Below are 25,130 nucleotides of genomic sequence, written 5' to 3'. Positions count from 1 at the left end.
AGTTGCGTCTCCTATATGTGGGAAAATTTACCACGTCAACGACGCAAACGAAAAATGTGGGATTGTGTCCCACGCGAGGCGCCGTTACAATTCAGACATGAATGCCAAGCCCGGGTCCAAAGCGGCGGATAAGCCGGCTGCGCCACAGCCGAACGCCGCGGCAAAGCTGCACGCGCCCCTCGCGCGGCTGTTGCGCCCGTTGGTGCGCCTGTGCATCCGCAGCGGCATGACGTTTCCGGCGCTGGCACAATTGCTCCGCGAGCTGTTCGTCAACGTCGCTGAGCACGATTTCGCGCTCGAGGGCAAGGAGCAGACCGACAGCCGCGTCAGCCTGCTCACGGGCATCCATCGCAAGGAAGTGGCGCGGCTGCGCGGCGCCGGTGCGCCCGTGCACGAGGCGCCGGCGGCGGTGTCGCTGACCAGCGCGGTGATCGCGCGCTGGCTTGCCGCGCCCGAATTCACCGATGCGAAGGGCGAGCCGCTGTCGCTGCCGCGCACGGTCGAAGGCGCGGCTCCCTCGTTCGAGCAACTTGTCGCCTCCGTCACCAAGGACGTCCGTCCCCGCGCGGTGCTCGACGAATGGCTCGATCGCGGGCTCGTCACCATCAACGGCGATGACGCGATCGAGCTGGTCGAGGCTGCCTTCGTTCCGCGCGGCGAGGACGACAGCAAATGGCACTATCTCGGCCGTAACCTGCACGACCATATCGCGGCGGCGGCCGAAAACGTCTCTGGGCCTGCGCCGCGCTTTCTCGAACGCGCAGTGCATTACAACGGCCTGTCGCCAAAACTTGCCAAACGGCTCGAGGCGCGCTCGCGCGAGCTTGCGATGGAGGCGCTCAAGACCGCCAACCGCGAGGCGAACCGCGCGCTCGCCAAGGACAAGGGCGGCGATGCCCGCTGGAATTTCGGCATCTACATTTATTGCGAGGACGTCGAGGAGGAGAGCGACGGCAGCGGCGAGGGCGGTCGCTCATGACCACGCCGCCGCGCATTTCCCGCCGCCTGCTGCTGACGGGATTCTGGCTCGCCGGAACGGCTGCCGCCTGGGCGCAAACCAGGCGCGGCACGGACCAGGGCATCGGCGGCACCGGAATTACGCGCGGCGATGATCAGGGCATCGGCGGCACCGGCATCGTCGGCGTGATCCAGCGCTTCGGCAGCATCTACGTCAACGGCGAGCGCGTCGCTTACGCGGCCGACGTGCCGGTGCGGATCGACGGCGAGCAGGCTACGACCAAGAGCCTGCGCATCGGACAGCTCGCGCGCGTGGTCGCCGTCCGGCAGGCCGACGGCACGCTGGCGACGCGCAGCATCAACATCGCCAGCGAGGTTGCAGGCCCGATCGAAGCGGTGAAGGGCAACGAGATCACCGTGCTCGGCCAGAAGGTGGTGGCGAGCGGCCAGGAGAGCTGGCGCCGCGTCGGCACGCATGTCGCCGTGTTCGGGCTGCGCCGCACCGACGGCACGATCGTCGCAAGCCTCGTCGAGCAGCGTCGCAAAGCCACCGCGCGGGTTTCCGGTCTGCTCGAGCGCGGTCCGGACGGGCTGCATATCGGCGGCCTGCGGCTGAAGGGTGCCGATGTCGCGCTGGTCGGCCAGCGCGTTCAAGTCGAGGGCAGCGCGAGCCAGGGCATGCTCCAGGTCGCGCACGCGAGGGTCGACAATTTCCAGGATCTTGCCGGCGCGACGAGATTGTCGGTCGAAGCCTATGTGCAGCGCGAGGGCGCCAACCTCCAGCTTGGCTCCGGCCTCATCGCCCATGACGGCTCGCGCTTTGCGCCGAGCGCAGGCGAGGCGCGGGTGGTGCTGAACGGCATATTCGATCCCGCGCGTGGCTTGCAGGTCGAATCGGTGCAGGCCGTCACGCAGTTCCCGGGATCGTCGCTGCAGGGGCCGGGCAGCCCGCCTGGCTTTGGCGGCCATTCGCCGGGTGGCTCGATCCTGCATCCGGGAAGCGGCACGCCTGGTTCGCCGAGCGGCCAGCCCGGCGCACCACCTGGTGGTGGGCCCGCGCCTGGTTCGAGCCCCGGTTCAGCTCCCGGCTCCGGGCCATCCGGCCCGGGCGGTCCGTCCGGTCCCGGCGGCCTTGGCTCACCCGGCGGTCCCATGGGGCCCGGCGGTGGCGGCTTCGGTGGTCCCGGCGGCGGGATGGGCGGCGGCAGGCGTTAAGGAGCGAAACTGAGGGCGCCCTAACGCGCCCTCGAGAGAAACGAGCGCAACCGCTCGTGACCGGGATCATCGAGGACCTCGGCCGGTGGACCGCTTTCGACGATCTGGCCCTTGTCCAGAAACCAGACGGTGTCCGCGACCTCGCGGGCAAAACCGATCTCGTGCGTGACGACCACCATCGTCATGCCGTTTTGGGCCAGGGACTTCATCACCCGCAGCACCTCGCCGACCATTTCCGGATCGAGCGCGCTGGTCGGCTCGTCGAACAGCATGACGTCCGGATCCATCGCCAGCGCGCGTGCAATCGCCACGCGCTGCCGCTGCCCGCCGGACAGGCGCGCGGGCAAGGCGTCGGCCTTGTCTGCCAGCCCGACGCGGTCGAGTTCGATCATGGCGCGCTCCCTGGCCGCAGCCTTGCGCATTTTTCGTAGACGCTCGAGCCCCAGCGTAATGTTGCCGAGAACTGTGAGATGCGGAAACAGGTTGAACGCCTGGAACACGAATCCGACGCGCTGGCGCAAACGGTTGATGTCGACGCCACGCTCCGCGACATCCACACCCTCGAACAGCACTTGGCCGCCTTGAATGTCTTCCAGGCGCGTCACCGCACGAATGAGCGTGGACTTCCCTGAGCCCGATGAGCCGAGCAGCGTGACGACCTCGCCGCGTTTCACTTCGCCCGTCACGCCGGCCAGCACCTGGTGTTGGCCAAACCATTTTTCGACGGCCTGGAAGCGGATCATGGCTTGCCCTCACGCCGGCTGAACGCCCAGCCCACCGCGCTCGGCCGCCAGCCGTCGTTCCAGCCAGCGCGCCGCCGATGTCCGGGTGAAGCAAAGCGTGAAATAGGTCAGCGCCAGCAAGCCGTAGACCTCGAACGGTTGCGTCATGAGCTGGTTGTTCACCTGGCTCGCCGCAAAGGTCACCTCGTTGGCGCTGATGACATAGCCGAGCGAGGTCTCCTTGATCGTGGAGACGAACTGGCTGACCAGGCTGGGCATCATGTTGTGCAGGACTTGCGGCAGGATGACCTTGAAGGTGGTCGGAATGTAACCGAGGCCAAGGGCCTTTGCCGCTTCGGTCTGGCCTTTCGGCAGGCCTTCAATCCCGGCCCGGATGATTTCCGAAAGATAACTCGCCTCGTAGACGACGAGTGCGAAGAGCAGCGTTTCGACGCCTCCCACCGTATGTCCGATCAACAGCGGCAGCGCGAAATAGGTCCAGAAGATGAACATGATCAGCGGCAGGCCGCGCACGACATAAACCACGGCGGTCGCCGGCCCGCGAAGCCAGGGATGCGAGCTGAGACGCGCAAGAGCAAGTGCGATCGCGACGGGAAAGCTGAGGGATAGACCAGCGACCGCAAGGAACAGCGTCATCGCAAGCCCACCGACCGGACCGTGCGGGTATTGCCCGATCAGGAACAGAAGCCAGTTGTCCTCGAGGATCTGCAGCATCAGCGCAACTCGAGTTTCAGTCGCCGGTCGGCGAAGGCGCCGAGCGCCATGATCCCGAAAGAAATCGCAAGATAGATGATGGTCGCGACCGCAAACGCTTCGAACGTCTTGAACGTGTAGCTGTCGACCTCGCGCGTGCGATAGGTCAGCTCACCGACGCCGATCGCCATGGCGAGGCTGGTGTTCTTGAACAGAAGCAGGGTCTGGTTGATCAGCGGCGGAATCACGATGCGCAGCGCCTGCGGCAGGATCACGTAGCTCATCGCCTGGAGGTAGTTGAATCCGATCGAGCGCGCGGCCTCATATTGCGTCTTCGGGATCGAACGAACTCCGCTGCGCAGATCCTCGGTGATATAGGCCGCGCTGGCGAGGCCCAGCGCCACCATGGCGAGGAGGAACTCGCTGTGGTGGCTGTTGACCCACATGCGGATGGCGCGAGGCAACAGCTGCGGGACGCCGAAATACCAGACCAGGATCTGAACCAGCAGCGGAACGTTGCGATGATATTCGACGTAACCCGCGACCAGCCATTCGAAGGGCCGGAACGGAAGCATGCGGACCAGGGTCAGGATGATCCCGATCGTCATTCCGAGCAGCCAGGCCGCCAGGGTCAGCGCGATCGTCGTCGCCAGTCCCCAGATGAACCAGTCCAGATATTGGCCGGTCAGGACTGCGGCCGGGTCGAAGACATAGCCCATCGTTAAGTCATGCACTCCGGATGTTCAGCTTCGCGCGGAGGCGAGGTGATCAGCCCTTGATTTCCTCGATCTTGAAATCGAGCTTCATTCCATAGACGGTATCGGGGCCGAACCACTTGGCAAAAATCTTGCCAGCCTCTCCGGACGCATCCAGCTCGGTCAGCACCTTGTTGACGTGCTCCTTGAAGGCGGCCTCACCCTTGCGCACGCCGAGTCCCCACGGTTCGACGAAGACCGACTTCTCCACGATCGACATCGGCGAGGATGCCTGCGCCTGTTTGCGGAGCTTCACCAGGATCAGCTCCGAAGCGCAAAAACCGTCGACCTTTCCCTGAACGACAGCAAGGAAAGCCGAGGACGAATCCTGAAAAGTCACAGTTTCTGCCGTTGGTATGACACGTCTGACGCCCTGTTCCGAAGACGATCCCTTGAGCGCGCTGACCCTCTTGCCGGATAGCTGCTCCAGGGTTGCGATGCCGGAATCGGCGGACACGAGCACCTTCTGCTCGCTGACAAAGTACGAATAGCTGTAGTCGATCTGTTGCGCGCGCTCCTTCGTCCAGCCGAGATTGGCGGCGAGGATGTCGACCCGCCCCTGGAGCAGCTCGGGGATGCGGGCCTCGACGGCCATCGGCTTGAGCTCGAGCGCGACACCGAGGGATTCCGCGACCTTGCGGCACATGTCGACGTCGTATCCGACGATCTCCCGTGTTTTCGGGTCCTGGAAGCTGAACGGTTCGGCCGTGCCGAGCGTGCCGCAGACCAGTTTGCCGCGGGCCTTCACATCGGCAAGCTCGTCGGCCTTTGCCACGCCGACAACCCCGGTGAGGAAAAAGAGTCCGGCGGCGGCGACCTGGAGTAATCTCATGGCTCTTCCCTTCATCCTTCGGTTAGCGCAAGGCCGCACAGGTTCGCGCGAGCCGTGTGCAGGCTTCCTCGATCTTCGGCAATGATGTCGCGATCGACATGCGCAGATAGGACGGCATGCCGTAGGCCGTTCCATCGATCACCGCGACGCCGGCGGCATCGAGGAAGTGCATGACGACGTCCAGATCGGTCTTGAGAACCTTGCCCTCGGGCGTGGTCTTTCCGATCAGGCCCGCGCAAGACGGAAAGACATAGAAGGCGCCATCGGGCGAAAGGCAAGAGAGACCGGGAATATCGTTCAGCATGGCGACCGCACGGTCGCGGCGGCGGCGATACATCTCGCGAGCCTCCGTGACGAAGCCCTGATCGCCTTCGAGTGCTGCGGTCGCCGCCGCCTGGCTGATCGCCGACGTGCAGGACGTCGACTGTGACTGGATCGTGTTCATGGCTGCGATCAGCTCTGCGGGCCCCGCGCCGTAGCCGAGCCGGAAGCCGGTCATGGCGTAGGTCTTGGAGACGCTGTTGACCAGCAAAGTCCGCTCCTTCAGCCGGGGCTCGACGGCAACGATGCACGGGGTTGCCCCGCCATCGAAGCGGATGTGCTCGTAAATGTCGTCGGTCATGCCAGCGACATTGGGGTGGCGCAGCAGCACCTCGGTCAGCGTAGCCATCTCGGCGGTGGAATAGAATGCGCCGGTGGGATTGCAGGGGGAGTTCAGGATGAGCCAGCGCGTTTTGGGCGTGATCGCTTGCTCCAGAGCTTCGGCCGACAGCTTGAATCCCGCATTCTCGCCGCAGCTCACGATCACCGGCGTGCCGTCGCAGGCTTCGACCATGTCGGGGTACGAGACCCAATAGGGCGCGGGGATGATGACCTGATCGCCGGCACCGAGCGTGGCGGCGAGCGCGTTGTAGATGACCTGCTTGGCGCCGCCGCCGACGGAGATCTCGTTCATGGCGTAGCTAACGCCATTCTCGCGCGCGAGCTTTTCGATGATCGCCTTGCGTAGCGCCGGCGTTCCGTTGACCGGCGTGTAGCGCGTTGCTCCCGCTTCGAGCGCGGCAGCAGCCGCTGCGCGGATATGCTTCGGCGTGTCCAGATCGGGCTCGCCGGCCGTGAGATCGATGACGTCACGTCCCTCGGCCTGGAGCTGGCGGACCCGATCCCGCGCGACCATGCTCGGCGACGGCTTGATTCGCTGAACCCTCGGAGCGAGGGCGATGGCACCAGCCCGGCTCATGACGCTGCCCCTTGGGCAGGCGTGTTTCCGGTGCCCATGTAGGAATCGTCGAGGCGGCCCTCGCGGATGGCTGCCAGTACGCCGGCTTCGCGCGCCTCCTGCTTCCTGACCCGTTCGAGCAGCTCGGCGGCAACGGATCGGTCGAAGGCCACGACACCATCCTCGTCGCCGAGAATGACGTCACCCGGCATCACCACCATGCCATCGATCGAGACGGGCACGTTGATCTCTCCGGGACCTGACTTGTAGGGACCGCGATGCGTGACACCGCGTGCGAAGCAGGGAAAGCCGGCCTCGGCGAAGGCACCGACGTCGCGGACGGCGCCGTCGATGACGAAGCCGGCGACGCCCATTGCCTTGGCGCGCGTCATCATGATCTCGCCGACCAGGGCCTGGCCGAGGTCGCCGCCACCATCGACCACGAGCACGTCGCCCGGCCGGAGCTGCTCATAGGCCTTGTGCAGCATGAAATTGTCGCCGGCGCGAGTCTTGACGGTGATCGCGGTGCCGATCAGGCGGGCACTGCCATGGAGCGGCCGGAGCGCGCGTGTGCCGTGCAGCCGGTTCATGTTGTCGGAGACGATCGCGACTTGCGCGGCGGCAAAATCGGCGATGATTGCAGGCGGGACGGCGGGCGGCGAGGGGAGCAGTCGATGACCGGGCAGGAGCATGGGCAAAACCGATGGGCTGTGCGCCGAAGCGCAGATGTCGCCTGAAGCCTGCCCCGCGGGCGACTTGAAGAAAAGTGAATATTTTTCTAGGGATGCAATCGCTTTTCTCGATTAATGGACATCGCAGCCATGGTGAGCCTGACGCTGAAGCAGGTCGAAGCCTTCTACTGGATTGCCGAACTGGGCGGTGTCGTCGACGCCGCGGAGCGGCTGAACCTGGCGCAATCGACCATCTCCAAACGCATCGCCGAATTGGAATCAGCAGTCGGGAGCACGCTGTTCGATCGCAATAGCCGAACGATCAGCCTGACGCGCAGCGGTGAAAACCTGATCGGGCTCGCCGCTCAGCTCCTGGAGCTCGAGGCGCGAATGCGCCAGGTCGCAGCCGGACCGCTGGCCTTCAGCGGTGCGTTCCGGTTCGGCGTCACCGAACTCGTCGCGCTGACCTGGCTGCCGAAACTGATCGTGGCCATGAAGGAAGCCTATCCGGCGGTCATTCCGGAGCCCGAAGTCGAATCCAGCGTCGTGCTGCTCGACAAGCTCGCCGATCGTCGCCTGGATCTTGTGATTGGTCTTGATCCACCGGCCAGTGCCGATTTCAACGCGCTGCCGCTCGACAGCGTCACGCTGCAGTGGATGTCGGCGCCCGGCGTCGGCCCCAAGGCCAACGAGGCCGCGCTGGATGAGATCGCCCGCTACCCGATCCTCACCCAGGGGGAAGGATCAGGCTTGCAGAAACTGGTTCTGGATTGGCTGGGCGCGAGCGGAATCAAGCTCAATCGCGTCGTCAAATGCAACAGTTTGAGCGTCCTCTCGGCGTTGGCCGTGGCCGGGCTCGGCATCACTTTTCTGACCGAGCAGTATTTCCGGCATGAGATCGAGATCGGTCTGCTGCGTACGATCAGGACGTCGCCGCCGATCCCGCAGATCCGGTATTTTGCCGTGACGCGTGCGGATGCCGTCGATCCGCTGGCCGGACAGATCGCGCGGATTGCGCGTGAATGCTGCGATTTCTCGCTTCGCGGCTTGTCGGCGCGGCGCGTCCGACAGTCTTAGCCCGCGCTGAGGCGCACGCCGGCGCGCAGGAATTTCTGCGGGTCGACCGCTTCGCCGTCGATGCGGGTTTCGTAGTGCAGATGCGGGCCAGTGGAGCGGCCGGTCGATCCGACCAGTCCGACAACCTGGCCGATCTTCACGATCTCGCCGACCTTGACGTTGATCTCCGAGAGGTGGCCGTAGCGGGTCGAGAGCCCGTTGCCGTGGTCGACCTCGACCATGCGGCCGTAGCCACCTGACCATCCGGCCGACACCACCTTGCCGTTGGCGGTGACGCGGACGGGATCGCCGGTCGCGGCGCGGAAGTCGAGGCCGGTGTGCATCGCCGGCCGGCCGAGGAACGGATCGCTGCGCACGCCGAAGCCTGAGGTGAACTCGACCTCGCCGATGACCGGCTTGCGATAGGGCACCAGCGCCAGCGTGCGGTTGAGCCGATCCACCTCGGCGCGCGTGACGTTGATACGATTAAGCTGCTTCTCGAACGGACCGGCATTCGCGGTGAGTTTGACGGGTACAAAAGGCCCGCCCATCGCGGTCCGCGGCACGGCGGCTTCGAGATCGGCGAGGTTCAGGCCAAGATCACTGACCACGCCGCGCATCCGACGCGCGCGCGATTCCATGCTGTCCTCGACGGCGCTGAGCGCGGCGATCTGGCGTCTCTCGACCTGGTCAAGCGAAGTCTGCAAACGCACCAGGACGTTGTCAAAACCCTGAACCTTGGCGAACTGGTTCGGCTGCGGGCTGGCGATCACTGGTGTGCGGGATTCAAGCCGCGCCTCGCGATCCGGCGGCGCCACGAAAATCACGGTGTCGCTGATCGGCGAGGGTTTCGGTGTGCCCTGAGGAGGGGTGGCGTCGCCGCGCTGCGGTGTCGCGCGCGGGATCGATCCGGTCACGTCGGGCATGGCGCCGAGCGCCGTTGCGCGCGACTCGAGCGCGGTCTGGCGCTTCATGATCTGGTCGAGCTTCTGGTCGAACTGCTCCTGGTCAAGCAGCTGCCGGCTCGTGGTGCGATCGACCTTGGCCCTGAGCTCGGCGATGCGATCCTCATAGGCATATTGCATCTCGGCCTGGCGGGCGATCAGCCGCGTCAGCACGTCGTCGCGGAAGGCGAAATAGGTGGCGGTCGCCGCCGACCACAGCCCGAGCAGCACGACGGTCCCGACCACGATCCAGAACACCACGGGCCCGAGGCGGACCTGCTTGCCGTGATGCACGATGGTGTAGGCGTCGTCGGCGGCGGGCAGGGGTATAGCGGTGGCGGAGCTGACAGGACGGCGGTTGAAGGGCCGCCCGTGGTCGTGAGGGTGATGCTGGGAGTAGTGCGAGTATTGGGCAGAACTTTTCGACATCGGCACTCCCGCGCCGGTCGGAGAGGTTCCGTACGGCTCAATTGCCGCAGCAATCTGGGCCGCTCATGGTTAATTTTCCGGAAACGGGAACGCTCGAATTCGCGCAACTGGTTAAAGAGATGTTGCCGCCGCCAGCACGTCCTCGGCGTGGCCGTCGACCCGGACGTTCCGCCAGATTCGCGCCACCTTGCCGTCGGCGCCGACCAGCACCGTGGTGCGAAGAATCCCGAGGAAGGTCCTGCCATACATCGATTTTTCGCCCCAGGCGCCGTAGGCCTCGAGCATCTCGTGCTGCTCATCCGAGATCAGGGGAACAGCCAGCTTGTGCTTGTCGCGGAACTTCTCCTGGGCCTTCTGGGGATCGGCCGAGATGCCGAGCACGCTCGTGCCGGTCGCGGCGAAGGCATCCTTCAGCCGGGTGAAGTCGATTGCCTCGCGGGTGCAGCCCGGCGTGTCGGCGCGGGGATAGAAGAACAGGACCAGCTTCTTGCCGGAATAGTCAGCCAGCCTCGCCACGCCGCCGCCGTCGCGCGGCAGGCTGAAGGCGGGTGCCTTCTGGCCTTCGGACAGGGCACCCTTGGTCCCCTTGGCGGGGGCGGCGGTCGATTCGGAAGATTTTAACCGTTTCGACGTGGCCTTGTGCGATGCTGCCACGGTTGAGGTCTTTGTTGATTTGCGTGTTGCGGCCCGCTGCGTCCTAGCGGGCTTTGTTGTCGCCATAGTCCGCGTTTGCGTCCGCTTTTTCCTAGGGGTTGGGCTGCCGGAGGCCGTCTTGGACGATTTCTTTCGCGTTTTCTTGGACATACGCCTTCCTTTCGACGCTTTCGGCGGGTCAACCAAAGCGGTATTGCAGCTCTCGTCCGGCGTGCCGGATTCGTGCCCTCGGCTGGGCAACTCTGACGGCGCCGGAGTATGGTTACAAGGAATTCCAAGCACCACCCCACTGCTCGTTGAACGCGCGCTCGGGGCGATATGACGAACAGCAGGAATATCAAGGGAATGGCGGCAATGCCGGTGCAGGGACGTTTGGTCCCCGCGGACGGCTGCGGCCCCGGCGGCGCTCAATCTAGGGATGGGCGCCTGTATCGAGAGGCAATGGCAAGGAATACGTCGCCCCAGGACCACAACGGGGACCTCTATCGGGACCTCGATCGGCGCGCCGGAGTGCAAGAGCCCGTCGAATGGGACGAGGTCGATTGGGATCCGGACCAGGAGGCGGCCGCAGGCCACCGGGCGCGCCGGCTGTTGTCCCGTTCCAACTCCCGCTTTCATCGCGTAGGCGACGGCTTTGGCGCGTTCGGCCGCTGGCTCGCGGCCGATCGCTGGGTCAAGCGGCTCGCCCTCGTCACCTGTACCCTCGTCATCATCTTCGTCTGTTGCTTCGCCACGCTGTGGTGGCGGCTCGGCGCGGGTCCCATCAATCTCGACATGGCGACGCCATGGCTCGCGGCGGCGATCGAGGACAATATCGGCCACGGCAACACCGTCGAGGTCGGCGGCACCCAGATCGAGCGCGCAGGGCGGATCCGCATCGCCGTGCGCATTCGCGACATCATCGTCCGCGACCGCGATCGCGCCATCGTCGCAAGTGCGCCGAAGGCCGAAGTGCGGCTGTCGGGCGTGGCGCTCCTGATGGGCCGGCTGCGCGCCGAAAGTCTCAATCTCGTCGATGCCGAGCTCGCGATCCGGATCGCGCCTGACGGTACCGTCACAGTGTCGGCCGGTGACACCGCCAAGCCGCTCGCCACCGGCGTCGCGTCGAAAAAGGAGGCGGGCCTGCCGCCGACCTTCCCGCGTCCGGGATCCGCGCCGCCTCCCGCAACGACTGCTCCCGCCACCCCGTCCGGTGCGGACGCGGCCGCAGCGTCTTCGGCCAGCGGCAGCACGCAGAGCGGACTGCTTGCCGGGCTCGACTGGCTCGACAGCCTGAGCATGACCGGGCTCGACGGCCAGAATCTCAACGAGATCGGCCTGAAGAACGGCAATCTGATCGTCGACGACCAGCAGCGTGGCAGCAAGTGGAGCTTCGAGAACATCAGCCTCAGCCTGCGCCGTCCGCACGGTGGCGGCGTTGCGCTCAGCTTCGGCGAAGAGGGCGCGCGGCCATGGTCGCTCCGCGCAACGATCGGCCCGGCCGAGAACGGCGTGCGCTCGGTCGATATCAAGGCCGACAAGGTCTCGACCTCGAACATCCTGCTGGCGTTGCGGCTGAAGGACCTGACCTACAATGCCGACCTGCCGCTGACCGGCGAGCTCAAGGGCGAACTCGGCCGCGACGGCCTGCCGACCTTCTTCCGCGGCAAGATTCTCGTCGGCGCGGGCAACATCATCGACACCGACACGCCCGACTATCCAATGGCGATCGACTCGGCCGAGCTCAATCTCGAATGGGATGCCGGACGCCGGGTGCTGGTGGCGCCGTTCAAGATCATCTCGGGTGCCAACCGGGTCACGCTGCTCGCGCATCTCGAGCCGCCCAATGGCACCACCAACGACTGGCAGCTCGGGTTCAGCGGCGGATCGATCCTGCTCGGCGGCATCGACAACGAGCCGCCGCTGGTCTTCAACCGCATCGCCATCGGCTTCCGTTTCGACACCGACCACAAGCGCGTCGTGCTGACGCAGGCCGACATCAGCAATGGCGAGATCGGCGTCGCCGGTACCGGCGCCATCGACTATTCCGGCGAGCCGCGGCTGATGCTCGGCTTTGCGGGCACGCCGATGTCGGCGTCCGCGCTCAAGCGGATGTGGCCGACGCTTGTTGTTCCGGAGCTGCGTGAGTGGGTGATCGAGCGGATCGAGCGCGGCTCGCTCCAGCGCATCGAAGTCGGCGTCAACTCGCCGACGCGCAATCTCCCCCGGAAGGGCCCGCCGATCCCCGATGACGGACTGTCGGTCAACATCGTGGCGAGCGGGGTTGCGGTTCATCCGGTGGACGGCATGCCCTCGGTGCACGACGCCGACCTGAAAGCGCACGTCACCGGACGGACCGCGACGGTGACGATCGGGCAGGGCATTGCCGATACGCCGGCGGGGCGCAAGATCACGATCTCGGATTTCACCTTCGAGGTGCCTGACATGGCGCCAAAGCCCTCGCCGTCGCGCAGCAAATTCCGCGTCGATGGTCCGGTGCCGGCGGCTGCGGAAATTCTCGCCAATGATCGCTTGAGCGATCTATCCGCCACCTTCGTCGATCCCAACACCAGCAAGGGCACGTTCTCGGCCAACATCACGCTCGCCTTGCCGGTGAAGGGCGAGCTGACCAAGGCGGACACGAGCTACGCCGTCGCCGCCGACCTCAACGGCTTTGCTGCCGACAAGCTGGTGATGAACCAGAAGCTCGAGGCGAACAGCCTCAAGATCGTCGCCACCAACCAGGGCTACCAGGTCAAGGGCGACGTCAAGATCAACGGCCAGGCGGCCTCGCTCGATTACCGCAAGCCGGCCGAGGGCGATGCCGACGTCAAATTGCAGGCCACGCTCGACGATGCGAGCCGCGCCCGTCTCGGTTTCGATCTGGGTCCCGCCATCAGCGGTTCGATTCCGGTCAAGGTCTCCGGCAAGATCGCCAGCGGGCCCGAGCAGACCACGCGCCTGGGCATCGAAGCCGACCTGACCTCACTCAAGCTCGACAACATCCTGCCGGGCTGGGTGAAGCTGCCGGGCAAGTCGGGCAAGGCCAGCTTCAAGGTGGTGCCGACGGCGCAATCGACGCGGCTGGAGGACATCGTCGTCGAAGGCGGCGGCGTCTCGATCAAAGGCTCGCTCGAGGTCGACCAGAACGGCGACCTCATGAATGCGAACTTCCCGACCTATTCGCCGTCCGACGGCGACAAGGCCTCGCTGAGGGTCGAACGCGGTCCCGACGGCGTGGTGAGGGGCACCATGCGCGGCGACGTATTCGACGGCCGCGGCTTCCTGAAGTCGGCGATATCAGGGAATTCCGGCAAGGACGACAACAAGAGCAAGCTGAAGAACGTCGACTTCGACATCGACGTCAAGTTCGGCGCGGTCGCCGGCTTCAATGGCGAGGCGATGCGCAGTGTCGATGCCAAGATGTCGCGGCGAAGCGGCGCGGTGAAAGCTTTCACGCTAAGCGGCAAGGTCGGCCGCGACACGCCGGTGACGGCGGACTTGCGTGGTGGGCGTGCGCAGGGCAGCCGCGAGGTGATCTATCTCCAGACCAACGACGCCGGCGCGTTCCTGCGCTTCTCCGACACCACCAACAAGGTGTTTGGCGGCCAGATGGTGGTGGCGATGGAGCCGCCGACATCGGAGCCGACGGCGCGCGAAGGTCTCATCAACGTGCGTGACTTCACCGTCAAGGGCATGGAGCAGCTCGATCGCGTTGCGGCGGGTGGCCCCAACGGCACACAGAGCGGTGTGTCCTTCTCCGCATTGCGCGCGGAATTCACCCGGCAGAACGGCGCGCTCACGATCCGCGACGGCGTCGTCAAGGGACCGATGATCGGCGCCACCATCGAGGGCTCGATCGACTATCCCGGCAATCAGGTGTGCATGAGTGGCACCTTCGTGCCGGTATACGGGGTGAACAACATTTTTGGCCAGATTCCGTTGTTCGGCATCTTCCTCGGTGGCGGCGACAAAGAGGGGCTGATCGGCGTCACCTATGAGGTCGTCGGCACGCCGTCTGCGCCCGTGATGCGAGTCAATCCGATCTCGGCGATGGCGCCGGGCCTGTTCCGCAAGATCTTTGAGTTCAACACCGGTAAACAGAACTCGCCGATTGACGAGCTGCCAACACAGTCGGGCGAGAGCGGATCATCGCGGCCGCTATCGAGCGGCTGCAATCTGGCGCGGCGATAGCTTGAAGACGGTGAGGCGCCTCGCGCCAGCTTGCGTCCGTTCAAATCGTGATGAAAATCAGCCCAAGGCTTTTTCGGCAGCAAGACCGCCGGCGTCTGAACCCGCCTGGGTAAGCCCGCAATGAACCGCTTCGTTCACCGCTTCATCATGGCCGTGCTTCTGGCCGCGGCACTGGCCGTCATCTGGAACGTGCTCGGCGGGCGGTGAAGCGGCACCGGCGAGTTCGCCGGTGCCAATTCGCATTCAGGAGATTCTTAGCGCCGCGCGAAGGCGCCGCTCGGCTCCTCGCCCTCCTTGCGGACCAGCGCGTCGACGCTGATCGGGCCGCCACCGGCCGCGGAGATGTACAGACAGGCGAAGCAGAACAGGATCGCCGCGGTGCCGCCGTTGAGCAGCGGCAGGAACACCGGCGAGCCGCTCTTGAACATGTGGCCCATGAAGTACGCGAAGGCCATTTCGCCCGACAGTACGAACGCAGAGATCCGCGTGAACAGCCCGATCATCAGGGCCGCACCGAGCACGAGCTCGAGGGCGCCGGCCGCATAGATCAGCGGCGGGATGTCGGCGAAGTAGGGGACCGCCGGAAACTTGAAGATCTTGGCGATGCCGTACTGAAGCAACAGCAAGCCAGTGATGAAGCGAAACAGGCTCAGCAGAGCCGGTTGAAAGCGAGACAGTGAATTCATGATTTGCGCCCTTCCATCCAATTCCCATGCGACTTGAATCGCATCCGGTTCCACCCTGCAAGACAGGGACCATCAATTTGTGCTGACATTTTCGTCATGACAGACAAAACACCGCAAGCGATGCTTTGAGCCTGAGGCTTTGCACATTTTGTTTCCGGAACAAACGCATCCGCTGTCCGTAGTTTTCCGGTGGCGATACCGATTGCAGGTTACCTCGGGTACACCTAGCGCCGCAAGGCGGGCACAACCAGGAAGGGAATCATCCCGAGCACCACGCTCGCAAGTGCGAAGGCGAGCAGCGGATTGTAGCTCTGGGTCGCATCGTGGATCAGGCCGCCGCTCCAGGAGCCGAATGCCGAGCCGAGCCCGCTGCCGATCGAGATGCTGCCGTAGATCGTGCCGACGCGCTTGCCGCGGAAGATCTTCATCGCGGTGGCGGAGATGAGCGGTCCCCGCGAGCCCATCATGCTGCCGAAGCAGACGACGAAGCCGGTGAGCAGGATGGTGTTCGGATTATACTGCAGCAGCCACAGGAGGAGGATGCCGAGGATCGAGATCGCGTAGCTCAACAGCACCGAAGGCCTGCGGCCGATCAGGCCGTCAAGCGCAGACACGCCGAGCATGCCGAACACCAGCACGACGCCCGAAAAGCCCCAGGCGGTTGCGGCCTGCAAAGGCGGGAAGCCGGCATCGATCAGATAGGCGACGATCTGGGCCGCGATGGAGTACATGCCGACCGCGGTGAAAAAGAAGGTCGAGAACAGCGCCCAGAACGCGTGATGACGCATGGCGCGCAAGAGCGTCCAGCCTTCGTCGACGAAATCGGGATCGGTCTTCTTCACGATATGGGGCGAGCCCGACGCGAACATCCGCCACGGTAGCAGCAGCAAGGGAAGCAAGAGGCCGAGGGCCGTGAAGCCGAAGATCTCATAGGTGCCGCGCCAGCCGACATGGTCGATCAGGATTTGCGAGATCGGCAGCAGCACGAGCACACCGCCGCCCATCGCCGAATAGACCACCGACATCGCGGTCGGCAGGCGCGGACCGAACCAGCGGCCGAGCAGGATCGAGTTCGGCACGATGCCGATGAAGGCGATGCCGACGCCGACGCAGAGACCGATCGAGAGCTGGAACTGCCAGAGATAGTTTGCGCGCGCCGCGACCAGGAAGGCGGCGCCGAGCAAGAGCAGCCCGAGCGCATAGACGCTGCGCGGTCCGGAATGGTCGAACAGCCGTCCGACGAACGGCGCGGTGAGGCCGCTTGCGAGCCAGGTCAGTGAATAGACCGAGACGATCTGCGCGCGATCCCAGCCAAAGCTTTCCGAGATCGGCTTCAGGAACACCGTAAAGCTGTCGCCAAGCCCGCGTCCGAGCACAGACAGCGTGAAGCACAGTGCGAGCACGACGAGGGCAGTGCGCACATGCGCGCCCGACTGTGCCGCGGCATTTCCCTTGGACGTGTTCTGATCCATTGCCCCTCAGGGAGCGCGTTTCCGCGCGCCCTGGCAAGCAGTGAAAAGCTCATACGCCTATGCAGGCTTGACGAGCACGTGCTTCTTCTTGCCGAGCGAGAGCTTGATCACGCCCTCCGGCGTGAGATGGGCCGGCGTCAGCGTCATCTTCTCGTCGGTGACGGATTCGTCATTGACCCTGAGGCCGCCGCCCTTGATCTGGCGCCGCGCTTCGCCGTTGGAGGCGACGAGGCCCGCCTTGACGAAGGCGTTGAGCACGCCGAGTCCGGCCTCCAGCTCACCGCGCGGAATTTCGATCGTCGGAAGCGTCTGCGCCAGCGCCCCTTCCTCGAACGTCCGCCGTGCGGTCTCGGCCGCTTCATTTGCGGCGTCGCGGCCGTGCAGCAGCGCGGTCGCTTCGGTCGCGAGCAACTTCTTGGCCTCGTTGATCTCCGAGCCCTGCAGCGCCTCGAGCTTCCTGATCTCGCTCATCGGCAGCGTCGTGAACAGTTTCAGGAACTTGCCGACGTCGGCGTCCTCGGTGTTGCGCCAGTACTGCCAGAAATCGTAGGGGCTGAACTGGTCGGCGTTGAGCCAGACCGCGCCTTGCGCGGTTTTGCCCATCTTGGCGCCCGAGGCGGTCGTGAGCAGCGGCGTCGTCAGCGCGAAGAGCTGCGGCGAGCCCATGCGGCGGCCGAGATCGACGCCCATGATGATGTTGCCCCACTGGTCGGAGCCGCCCATCTGCAACCGGCAGCCGGCGCGCTGCGAGAGCTGCACGAAGTCGTAGGCCTGGCAGACCATGTAGTTGAACTCGATGAAGCTCATCTCCTGCTCGCGCTCGAGGCGCAGCCGCACGGAGTCCATGGTCAGCATGCGGTTGACCGAAAAGTGCTTGCCGACGTCGCGCAGCATCTCGATCCAGTTGAGCTTGGTCAGCCACTCCGCATTGTCGAGCATGACGGCGTCGCTTGCGCCGTCACCGTAACGGAGCACCTTGGCGAACACGCCGCGGATCGAGGCCTTGTTGGCTTCGATCTCGGCGATCGTGCGCATGGCGCGCGTCTCGTCCTTGCCGGAGGGATCGCCGACCATGGTGGTGCCGCCGCCCATCAGCGTGATCGGCTTGTTGCCGGACTGCTGGAGCCAATGCAGCATCATCATGGTCAGGAAGTTGCCGATATGCAGCGACGGAGCGGTGCAATCGTAGCCGACATAGGCCGTGGCTTCGCCCTTGGCGGCGAGCGTGTCCAGCCCTTCGAAATCGGAGCACTGGTGGACGAAACCCCGTTCCTGCAAAATATTGAGGAAATCCGATTTAAATGCACTCATCTGTCGTCGGCTCTGATCATTCTTATTTTACGGTAATTGCGGCCAGTTGCGGAACCCGGAAGGAACGGACTGCCGCGTCGCGGCGCGCTGTGGCATTATAAGATGTGCTTGTTTGATACAAGCCAGGCGTCGGGGTAGGGAGACGTCGAGGCTTATTTGCGATGATGTTAACCGCACTTGGTCTGATGAGCGGGACCTCGCTTGACGGGGTCGACGTTGCACTGATCGAAACGGATGGAAAGCAGATCAAGGCGTTCGGGCCCTCCGGCTACCGGCCTTACAGCAATGCCGAGCGCAGCCTGTTGCGCCGGGCGCTCACCGAGGCTGTCCATTTGCCGCGGCGCGATGCCCGGCCGGGGGTTCTGGCCGAGGCCGAGCGTGCGGTGACGCTGGCCCATGCCGAAGCGGTTGCCGCTTTCACTGCCCAGAACCGGATGAAGCCGGAAGAGATCGACATCGTCGGCTTCCACGGCCAGACCGTGCTGCACCGGCCCGAGCGGCGCTTGACGGTCCAGATCGGCGACGCGCTGGCGCTGGCGAAGGCCATCCATATCCCCGTGATGCACGATTTCCGCGCCGCCGACGTCGAGGCCGGCGGGCAGGGCGCGCCCCTCGTGCCGGTTTACCACCGGGCGCTGGCGCAATCGCTGGAGCGCGAGGGGCCGATCGTCGTCGTCAATATCGGCGGCGTCTCCAACATCACCTATATCGACGGCAACGATACGCTGATCGCCTGCGATACCGGTCCCGGCAACGCGCTGCTCGACGACTTCATGTACCGGACCATGAACCAGGCGTTCGATGCGGAAGGAAAGTTCGCCGCGCTCGGCAAGGTGGACGAGGCCTGGATCGCGCGGGCGCTGGGGCTACCATTCTTTGCGCTGCCGCCTCCGAAATCGCTCGACCGCAACGATTTTGCCGCACTCAAGCTAGGCGAGGTCTCGCCGGCAGATGGCGCTGCGACGCTTACCGCCTTCACCACGGCCGCGATTGCCCGGGTCATTCCACTGCTGCCGCGACGACCGCGGAGCTGGATCATCAGCGGCGGCGGCGCGCGCAACCTCACCATGCTGCGCATGCTGCGGGAGCGGGTAGGCTCGGCCACCGTCCAGGCCGCCGAGACGCTCGGCTGGGCCTCCGACGCCATCGAGGCGCAGGCCTTCGGCTTTCTGGCGGCGCGCGGCATGAAAGGCCTGCCGCTGTCCTACCCGGCCACCACCGGGGTGCCGATGCCGATGACGGGCGGGGTGATCGCGAGGCCATAGATCACGGGTGGTTGATGCATATGCATCGATCTTGACGGTTTCATGCAAATGCATATATGTTGATGCGGATGCATTGACCCGCCAGGATCTCCGCCATGACCGCAGCCCTCAAACTGATCAGCCACAAGCTTTGCCCTTATGTACAGCGCGCCGTGATCGCGCTGACCGAAAAGGGCGTGGCGTTCGAGCGGATCGACATCGATCTCGCCAACAAGCCCGACTGGTTCTTGAAGATATCGCCGCTCGGCAAGGTGCCGGTGCTGGTGGTCACGACCGCGCAAGGCGAGGTCGCGCTGTTCGAGAGCAACGTGATCTGTGAATACATCGAGGAGACGCAAGGAGGCGGCAAGCTGCATCCGGCCGACGCGCTCAGGCGCGCCGAGCACCGCGCCTGGATGGAGTTCGGCTCCGCGATCCTCGGCGATCTCTGGGGACTTGAGACGACAACCGATCCAGCAACGTTCGAGAGCAAGCGTCAGGCGCTCTCAGCCAAATTTGCTCGTGTCGAGGCGGCGCTCGGGTCCGGCCCATTCTTCGCCGGCGCATCGTTCAGCCTGGTCGACGCCGTGTTCGCGCCGATCTTCCGCTATTTCGACGTGTTCGATGAGCTGGCTGAGCTCGGCATCTTCAATGGTTTGCAGAAGGTCGGCGCATGGCGCGCGCAGCTTGCCAAGCGTCCGAGCGTTCGCACGGCTGTCGGCGCGGACTATCCGGAACTGCTGCGCGCTTTCCTGGCGCGCCATGACGCGCATCTGTTGAAGCTCGCGGCGTGAAGCGCGCCTCTGATCGCAGGTGGTTAGGTGCACCCATCGGCGAGCAGCAATCTGCTCGTCGTCGTCGCGTAGCGCACCTTGAACAGCTCCTGAATCTCGGGGTCGCTCAGGAAAGCTTCCGCGTTCGCGCGCTCTGGAAATTCGATGATGACGAAACGCTCGGGGGTCCAGTCGCCCTCGACCGTTGTGGGCTGAACTCCGCGGACAATGTATTTGCCTGAATGCTTGGCGATGAAGGCGGGAATCTCGGCGATGTATTGCTTGAAGCCTTCGAAGTCATTCACCGAGAGGTCGAGCACCAGATACGCCTTCATTGCTCGAGCTCCGCGGCCATCTTCGCCAGCGTCGCGATCGTGTTCATGTTGCGCGCGGTGCCGGTTTTCGCGGCGGGGATGACGAGCTTCGACGTCCCCATGCCGTCGCCATAATGCACGTAGATCTCGCGGCGGCCGAGGCGGACTTCCTCGTCCTTCTGGCCGCGGATGCCTGCGAGCGCGTCGGCCGGCGGCGGCTTGTCGAGGAAGGTCGCGAGGGTGCGGTTGGGCGCGGCCTTCGGAAAGGGATTGTCGGCTGCAACCTGCGCCATCTCCGCCGCGCTGCGCACGAGCACGCCGACCGGTTTGCCCGCGTAAGCGTGCAGGCGCTTCTCAAGCGCAGCCTTGATTGCAGGTTCGGACTTGCGACTGGTGAACACCACATTGCCGCTGGCTATATAGGTGCGCACGGCGGCAAAGCCGAGCTCCTCGCACATCGCCTTGAGCTCGCTCATCGGCAGCTTGCCGGTGCCGCCGACATTCACGGCACGGAGCAAGGCGACGAACGAGCCCATCAGCAGCCTTTAGCGAACGTTGGCGAGCCGCATGTCGAGATAGGCGGTGATGGTCTCCATCAACGGCTCGAGCTTGCCGTCGAAGAAGTGATTGGCGCCGGGAATGACCTGCTGGTCGATCACGATGCCCTTCTGCGTCTTCAGCTTCTCGACCAGCGTGTTGACGTCCTTCGGCGGCACCACCGCATCCTTTTCACCATGGACGATAAGTCCCGAGGACGGGCAGGGCGCAAGGAAGGAGAAGTCGTAGAGGTTGGCCGGCGGCGCGATCGAGATAAAGCCTTCGACCTCGGGGCGGCGCATCAACAGCTGCATGCCGATCCAGGCGCCGAAGGAGAAGCCGGCAACCCAGCACGCGCGGGCTTCGGGATTGATGGTCTGCGCCCAGTCGAGCGCCGCGGCGGCATCGGACAATTCGCCGGTGCCGTGATCGAACGAGCCCTGGCTGCGGCCGACGCCACGGAAGTTGAAGCGCAGCACGGAGAAGCCGCGGTGCGCGAAGGCGTAGTAGCACTGGTACACGATCTGATGATTCATCGTGCCGTGAAACTGCGGATGCGGATGCAGGATCATCGCGATCGGCGCGTTCTTCTGCTTGGCCGGATGGTAGCGGCCTTCGAGACGGCCTGCGGGGCCGGCGAAAATGACTTCAGGCATGATGATCTCTTGATTGATTCCCTCGAGACGATCCTCAGCGATCAACCGATCGTGGCGGCTTCCACCGGCTGCAGAGCCGACGAAAGCGCGCATGGGAGTGGAAGGGGCGCCCTCGGATGATGCGCGAGTGGCGCGCGGGTGAACTGACGCGCGCGTTCTAACACGAGGCAAGGGTCAGAAAGCAAGCTTCTTCGACATCTCGCAATGCGCTCAAGAGCTTAGCCGGTCATCGCGGCGTCATGAGCGCCCCGCCGCACGCGGCTGTGTCGCCGCCGGGATCGAGCAAATCGACGACGAGGATCGGTGTTGAGTTCAGGATTCCAAGTTAACCAATTGGAATCATGGCGATTTAGCGCCCGCCGGGCAGCCCCGGAGCGATTCACACAGGAGGCGTGCGACCTCCGAGCGAGGCAACCGCTAGCCGATAGCGCCGGCTGCCCTGGAGCGTTTGCCCGTTGTCGAAGGTGAGTTCGAAATCTCCTGACGGTTTCAGGTCCACGCCGCTCACCCGATCGAGATTGGCAAGCTTCGTCCGATGAACGCGAACGATGGCGAAGCGCGAGAGCTCGCCCTCGGCCATCGCGAGCGTACCCCGGATCAGGTGCTGACTGCCGTCGGTAAGGCTGTATTCGATGTAGTTGCCGGCGGAGGCGACCCAGAGAATGTCGCGCGGCGCGAGGCGAATGCGGCTTGCGCCGTCTCGCAGCCAGATCAGATCGGGGACAGGCGGCTGTCGCGGGTCGGCAGCTTTGGCGGCCAGCGCGGCCCTTTTCAGCTCACGTCGGCTCTCGAATAGCCAGATCGTTCCGCCGATCAGGAGGGCGGCCACGGCATCCTTGCGAAACTCGTATGAGATCGTCGCAAACGAGAAATGGAAATCGTAGGCGCTTCCGGCGAGCCAGAGCACGAGCTTCCTGACCCAGACCATGCCGGTGATGTGAAGGGTCGAGAAGCCGAGCAGGGCGAGCGCTCCGATACCCACCCGGACGACGAGCCCCGGGCTCCGGTGCATGCGCCGGACGGCCAGCACCAGGAGCGGGATGGTCAGCAGGACGACGGCGATGCTCGACATCTCCCAGAACAGCCGCCGGCCGATGTCGTAGCTGTCGCCGCGCCAGGCGGCATCCTGCGCGCCGGAGAGCGCATTCACGATTCCGAGCGCAAGCGCGACGGCTGCGATCGCCGCGAACATCGTCCAGTCGCCGCCGCTGATCCCAAAAAGCCCACCGCTCGTCCCAGGGCGTGACGCTTCATCCCGCGTGTTGCGGTTCTGATCCCAAACCGGCTCGACGCGCTCTGCTTGTGGGGCATTTTCGGTGTCAGCCATGGCCAAAGAACCGTGCTTGGCGTCCCGTCAAGGAGCAGAAAACCATGTCAACACCACAGCAACTCTCGACCTCGGAACGGCGCATCGATCTAGACTGGGTGCGGATTGGCGCCTTCGGGCTCTTGATCTTCTACCACGTCGGCATGCTCTACGTGTCCTGGGGATTTCACATCAAGAGCGTCTACAGGCTGACCTGGCTCGAGCCGTTGATGCTGGTCCTCAATCCCTGGCGGCTCTCGCTTCTGTTCCTGGTTTCCGGGGTTGCGACGAGGTTCATGCTCGGCAAGTACCGCCTCGGATCGTTCGTTGGCGCGCGGTCGGCGCGGCTGTTGATTCCCCTGATCTTTGGCATGCTGGTGATCGTGCCGCCGCAGTCCAATCTCCAGATCGTCGAAAGCCTCGGCTATCCGGCCGGCTTTGTCGATTTCTATGTCCATCACTATCTCGCCTTCGGGGCGCAGTTCTGTCCGAACCCTTGCATCGTCCAGCCGACCTGGAACCATCTCTGGTTCGTGGTTTACCTGTGGGTCTACACGATCGCGCTGGCCGGCGTGCTCTGGCTATGGCCGGCCGTGACCGATGAACTCGGTGCGCAGCTTGCCGTTCTGCTCACAGGGCCCGGATTCCTGATCCTGCCGAGTCTGCTGTTCGCGGCCTGGCGCCTGTTCCTGTTCCCGGCCTTTCCGTCCACGCACGCGCTGTTTGGCGACTGGTACAACCACGCGGACTATGCGACGGCGTTCCTGATCGGCTTCCTGCTGGCGAAGCAGGGGAGCGTCTGGTCCGAGATCGAACGCCAGCGCTGGGCGGCGCTGGCAGTCGCAGCCGCTTGCTTCATCATCTTCATCCTGCTGTTCGCAGGCCTGCTCGCGCCGTCGCCGCTGCTGAAGAGGTGCGCCAGCATCGCCTATGGCTGCTATCAGTGGCTTGCCATGGTCGCAGTGCTCGGTTTCGCACGGCGGCACTTCACGGCCGACGGACGCGTGCGCCGCTATCTCACGGACGCGATCTTCCCGTACTACATCGTGCATCAGACCGCGATCATCGTGATCGCGCATGGACTGCGTGGCAGCGGATTCTCGGTTGAGGTCGAGGCCCCCATCGTGATCCTCGGCACCGCGCTTACATGCGTAGTCACCTATGAGATCGTGCGGCGCATCGCCTGGCTGCGGCCTCTGTTCGGATTGCGGACCGGGTCCCGCCGCCCGGCCGGGATCCCGCAGCAGCAACCGGCCTGATGCGGGCGGGGTCCCGATTGGCGCGCTGGCAAAAGGTGCTAAGAGGGCGATATGCTGCCGACCCGCGTTTATCTCGACTGGAATGCGACCACGCCGCTGCGCCCGGAGGCGCGGGCGGCGATGGTCGCGGCCTATGATCTGGTCGGCAATCCGTCGTCAGTCCACGCCGAGGGGCGGGAGGCACGGCGGCTGGTCGAGGCGGCTCGTGCTGCGCTTGCACGAGCGGTTGCCGGCCTGCCGCGCAACGTCATCTTCACTTCGGCGGGAACCGAGGCCAATGCGCTGGCGCTGTCGCGGGGTCTAAAGGGGACCTCAGGTGGCCCGATGGAACGCCTTCTGGTGTCCGCCGTCGAGCACGCCTCGGTGCTGGCAGGCGGGAGGTTTCCGGCCGATGCCGTCAGTCCGATTCATGTGACGCGCACCGGCGTTGTAGATGTCGGCCACCTCAAGGCGCTGCTTGCTTCCGGTCCGCCGGCGCTGGTGTCGATCATGGCCGCCAACAATGAGACCGGCGCGCTTCAGCCGGTGGCGGAGGCGGCGCGGATCGTCCACGAGGCGGGCGGGCTTTTGCATGTCGATGCGATCCAGGTGCTTGGCAAGATACCTTTTGATATCAATGAGATATCTGCTGATCTTGCCACCTTCTCTGCACACAAGATCGGTGGTCCCAAGGGTATTGGCGCATTGGTGGTGGCCGAGGGCGTAACGGGGCTCGAACCGCTGCTGCGCGGTGGTGGGCAGGAACTCGGCCGCCGCGCGGGAACCGAGAACGTCCCGGGCATCGCCGGTTTCGGCGCGGCCGTGACGGCGGCCGTTCAGGCTCTGGCGGAGGATGCGGAGCGGCTCCGAACCTTGCGGAATCGCTTGGAAAACGGGCTGCGAACGGTGCCGGGCACGATGATTTTCTCGGAGGATGCTGGGCGGTTGCCAAATACCACCTTGTTTACGGCGCCGGGGCTGAAAGCCGAGACCGCCGTGATCGGCTTCGACCTCGAAGGGATCGCCGTATCCTCAGGCTCAGCCTGTTCGTCCGGGAAGGTACAGCCCTCCCACGTGCTCTCCGCCATGGGATTCGACCCCAAAACGGCCCAGGGAGCGGTGCGTCTCAGTCTGGGCTGGTCCACGCAGGAGGCGGACATCAATCGTACCCTTGAGGCTTGGCGAAAGCTCGGTAATAACCTACTTAGAGAGTAGGCGACGAAACACGGCTTGAACGGTTCTAAGCACGTGC

General features: G+C 64.7%; 24 protein-coding genes. 8 read left to right on the top strand and 16 right to left on the bottom strand.

Going from position 1 to position 25,130, the window contains the following annotated elements; translation table 11 throughout:
* Positions 1 to 97 precede the first annotated feature (97 nt).
* Complete coding sequence (locus Q2941_RS13065) at positions 98 to 979, top strand: DUF6502 family protein (RefSeq protein ID WP_458192736.1); 882 nt, start codon at positions 98 to 100, stop codon at positions 977 to 979.
* Positions 976 to 2,172 (top strand): DUF5666 domain-containing protein, encoded by a 1,197-nt coding sequence (locus tag Q2941_RS13060; protein ID WP_027524582.1) that lies wholly within the window; start codon positions 976 to 978, stop codon positions 2,170 to 2,172. Before Q2941_RS13065 ends, Q2941_RS13060 begins: the two co-directional genes overlap by 4 nt.
* 20 nt (positions 2,173 to 2,192) lie before the next feature.
* Here Q2941_RS13060 and Q2941_RS13055 read toward each other — a convergent pair whose 3' ends face one another.
* From Q2941_RS13055 to Q2941_RS13030, 6 genes are read right to left on the bottom strand one after another with little or no spacing between them, the layout of a single operon-like run.
* A complete protein-coding gene (locus Q2941_RS13055) occupies positions 2,193 to 2,915 on the bottom strand; it encodes an amino acid ABC transporter ATP-binding protein (protein WP_458192735.1) in 723 nt (240 codons plus the stop codon).
* Between the two features lie 9 nt (positions 2,916 to 2,924).
* Positions 2,925 to 3,629 (bottom strand): amino acid ABC transporter permease, encoded by a 705-nt coding sequence (locus Q2941_RS13050; RefSeq protein ID WP_458192734.1) that lies wholly within the window; start codon positions 3,627 to 3,629, stop codon positions 2,925 to 2,927.
* On the bottom strand, positions 3,629 to 4,342 hold the full coding sequence (locus tag Q2941_RS13045; RefSeq protein WP_458192733.1) for an amino acid ABC transporter permease: 714 nt from the start codon (positions 4,340 to 4,342) through the stop codon (positions 3,629 to 3,631). The genes Q2941_RS13050 and Q2941_RS13045 overlap by 1 nt, the downstream gene beginning before the upstream one ends.
* 34 nt (positions 4,343 to 4,376) lie before the next feature.
* Positions 4,377 to 5,195, bottom strand: a complete 819-nt coding sequence (locus Q2941_RS13040; RefSeq protein ID WP_458192732.1) for an ABC transporter substrate-binding protein — start codon at positions 5,193 to 5,195, stop codon at positions 4,377 to 4,379.
* A 22-nt stretch (positions 5,196 to 5,217) separates the two neighbouring features.
* A complete protein-coding gene (locus Q2941_RS13035) occupies positions 5,218 to 6,435 on the bottom strand; it encodes an aspartate transaminase (RefSeq protein ID WP_458192731.1) in 1,218 nt (405 codons plus the stop codon).
* Positions 6,432 to 7,106, bottom strand: a complete 675-nt coding sequence (locus Q2941_RS13030) for an RraA family protein (protein WP_458192730.1) — start codon at positions 7,104 to 7,106, stop codon at positions 6,432 to 6,434. Before Q2941_RS13030 ends, Q2941_RS13035 begins: the two co-directional genes overlap by 4 nt.
* A gap of 129 nt (positions 7,107 to 7,235) precedes the next feature.
* Here Q2941_RS13030 and Q2941_RS13025 point away from each other — a divergent pair, with 129 nt between their 5' ends.
* Positions 7,236 to 8,162, top strand: coding sequence for a LysR family transcriptional regulator (locus tag Q2941_RS13025; RefSeq protein ID WP_458192729.1), 927 nt, complete (start codon positions 7,236 to 7,238; stop codon positions 8,160 to 8,162).
* Here Q2941_RS13025 and Q2941_RS13020 read toward each other — a convergent pair.
* Positions 8,159 to 9,514 (bottom strand): M23 family metallopeptidase, encoded by a 1,356-nt coding sequence (locus Q2941_RS13020; RefSeq protein WP_458192728.1) that lies wholly within the window; start codon positions 9,512 to 9,514, stop codon positions 8,159 to 8,161. The genes Q2941_RS13025 and Q2941_RS13020 overlap by 4 nt on opposite strands.
* Positions 9,515 to 9,625: 111 nt before the next feature.
* A complete protein-coding gene (locus Q2941_RS13015; protein ID WP_084801514.1) occupies positions 9,626 to 10,318 on the bottom strand; it encodes a peroxiredoxin in 693 nt (230 codons plus the stop codon).
* Between the two features lie 195 nt (positions 10,319 to 10,513).
* On the opposite strand from Q2941_RS13015, the gene Q2941_RS13010 reads away from it, so the two are divergent.
* Positions 10,514 to 14,341, top strand: coding sequence for a YhdP family protein (locus Q2941_RS13010; protein WP_458192727.1), 3,828 nt, complete (start codon positions 10,514 to 10,516; stop codon positions 14,339 to 14,341).
* A gap of 57 nt (positions 14,342 to 14,398) precedes the next feature.
* Here Q2941_RS13010 and Q2941_RS13005 read toward each other — a convergent pair whose 3' ends face one another.
* The 4 genes from Q2941_RS13005 to tyrS all read right to left on the bottom strand — a co-directional run bounded on the left by Q2941_RS13005 (position 14,399) and on the right by tyrS (position 17,810).
* The gene (locus Q2941_RS13005; RefSeq protein WP_156944462.1) at positions 14,399 to 14,584 is read right to left on the bottom strand and encodes a hypothetical protein; all 186 of its coding nucleotides are present in this window, start codon (positions 14,582 to 14,584) and stop codon (positions 14,399 to 14,401) included.
* 11 nt (positions 14,585 to 14,595) lie between these two features.
* A complete protein-coding gene (locus tag Q2941_RS13000) occupies positions 14,596 to 15,027 on the bottom strand; it encodes a DoxX family protein (protein ID WP_254095352.1) in 432 nt (143 codons plus the stop codon).
* 224 nt (positions 15,028 to 15,251) lie between these two features.
* Entirely contained in the window at positions 15,252 to 16,499 is a 1,248-nt protein-coding gene (locus Q2941_RS12995) for an MFS transporter (RefSeq protein ID WP_027524587.1), read from the bottom strand.
* A 57-nt stretch (positions 16,500 to 16,556) separates the two neighbouring features.
* On the bottom strand, positions 16,557 to 17,810 hold the full coding sequence (gene tyrS, locus Q2941_RS12990) for a tyrosine--tRNA ligase (RefSeq protein WP_027524588.1): 1,254 nt from the start codon (positions 17,808 to 17,810) through the stop codon (positions 16,557 to 16,559).
* A 161-nt stretch (positions 17,811 to 17,971) separates the two neighbouring features.
* Here tyrS and Q2941_RS12985 point away from each other — a divergent pair, with 161 nt between their 5' ends.
* Together Q2941_RS12985 and Q2941_RS12980 are read left to right on the top strand one after the other, a co-directional pair.
* Entirely contained in the window at positions 17,972 to 19,075 is a 1,104-nt protein-coding gene (locus tag Q2941_RS12985; RefSeq protein WP_458192726.1) for an anhydro-N-acetylmuramic acid kinase, read from the top strand.
* A 95-nt stretch (positions 19,076 to 19,170) separates the two neighbouring features.
* Complete coding sequence (locus Q2941_RS12980; RefSeq protein ID WP_458192725.1) at positions 19,171 to 19,848, top strand: glutathione S-transferase family protein; 678 nt, start codon at positions 19,171 to 19,173, stop codon at positions 19,846 to 19,848.
* Positions 19,849 to 19,871: 23 nt separating this feature from the next.
* Here the strand turns inward: Q2941_RS12980 and Q2941_RS12975 are convergent, their stop codons facing one another.
* From Q2941_RS12975 to Q2941_RS12960, 4 genes are all read right to left on the bottom strand, one after another.
* Positions 19,872 to 20,162 carry a DUF1330 domain-containing protein gene (locus Q2941_RS12975; RefSeq protein ID WP_458192724.1) on the bottom strand — a complete coding sequence of 97 codons (291 nt, stop codon included), beginning with the start codon at positions 20,160 to 20,162 and terminating at the stop codon, positions 19,872 to 19,874.
* Positions 20,159 to 20,677: a DUF1697 domain-containing protein gene (locus Q2941_RS12970; protein WP_458192723.1), complete on the bottom strand. Its 519-nt coding sequence runs from the start codon at positions 20,675 to 20,677 to the stop codon at positions 20,159 to 20,161. Before Q2941_RS12970 ends, Q2941_RS12975 begins: the two co-directional genes overlap by 4 nt.
* Before the next feature lie 9 nt (positions 20,678 to 20,686).
* Positions 20,687 to 21,334 carry an alpha/beta hydrolase gene (locus Q2941_RS12965; RefSeq protein WP_027524593.1) on the bottom strand — a complete coding sequence of 216 codons (648 nt, stop codon included), beginning with the start codon at positions 21,332 to 21,334 and terminating at the stop codon, positions 20,687 to 20,689.
* Between the two features lie 379 nt (positions 21,335 to 21,713).
* Positions 21,714 to 22,661 carry a LytTR family DNA-binding domain-containing protein gene (locus Q2941_RS12960; protein WP_458192722.1) on the bottom strand — a complete coding sequence of 316 codons (948 nt, stop codon included), beginning with the start codon at positions 22,659 to 22,661 and terminating at the stop codon, positions 21,714 to 21,716.
* 44 nt (positions 22,662 to 22,705) lie between these two features.
* Between Q2941_RS12960 and Q2941_RS12955 the strand changes: the two genes are divergently transcribed.
* Complete coding sequence (locus Q2941_RS12955) at positions 22,706 to 23,899, top strand: acyltransferase family protein (RefSeq protein ID WP_458192721.1); 1,194 nt, start codon at positions 22,706 to 22,708, stop codon at positions 23,897 to 23,899.
* Between the two features lie 54 nt (positions 23,900 to 23,953).
* Positions 23,954 to 25,093, top strand: a complete 1,140-nt coding sequence (locus tag Q2941_RS12950) for a cysteine desulfurase family protein (RefSeq protein ID WP_027524595.1) — start codon at positions 23,954 to 23,956, stop codon at positions 25,091 to 25,093.
* Positions 25,094 to 25,130 lie beyond the last annotated feature (37 nt).

It is taken from the genome of Bradyrhizobium sp. UFLA05-153, assembly GCF_054185185.1.
The sequence above is the reverse complement of the archived record's forward strand: the minus strand, read 5'-3'. Positions and strand labels throughout refer to the sequence as shown.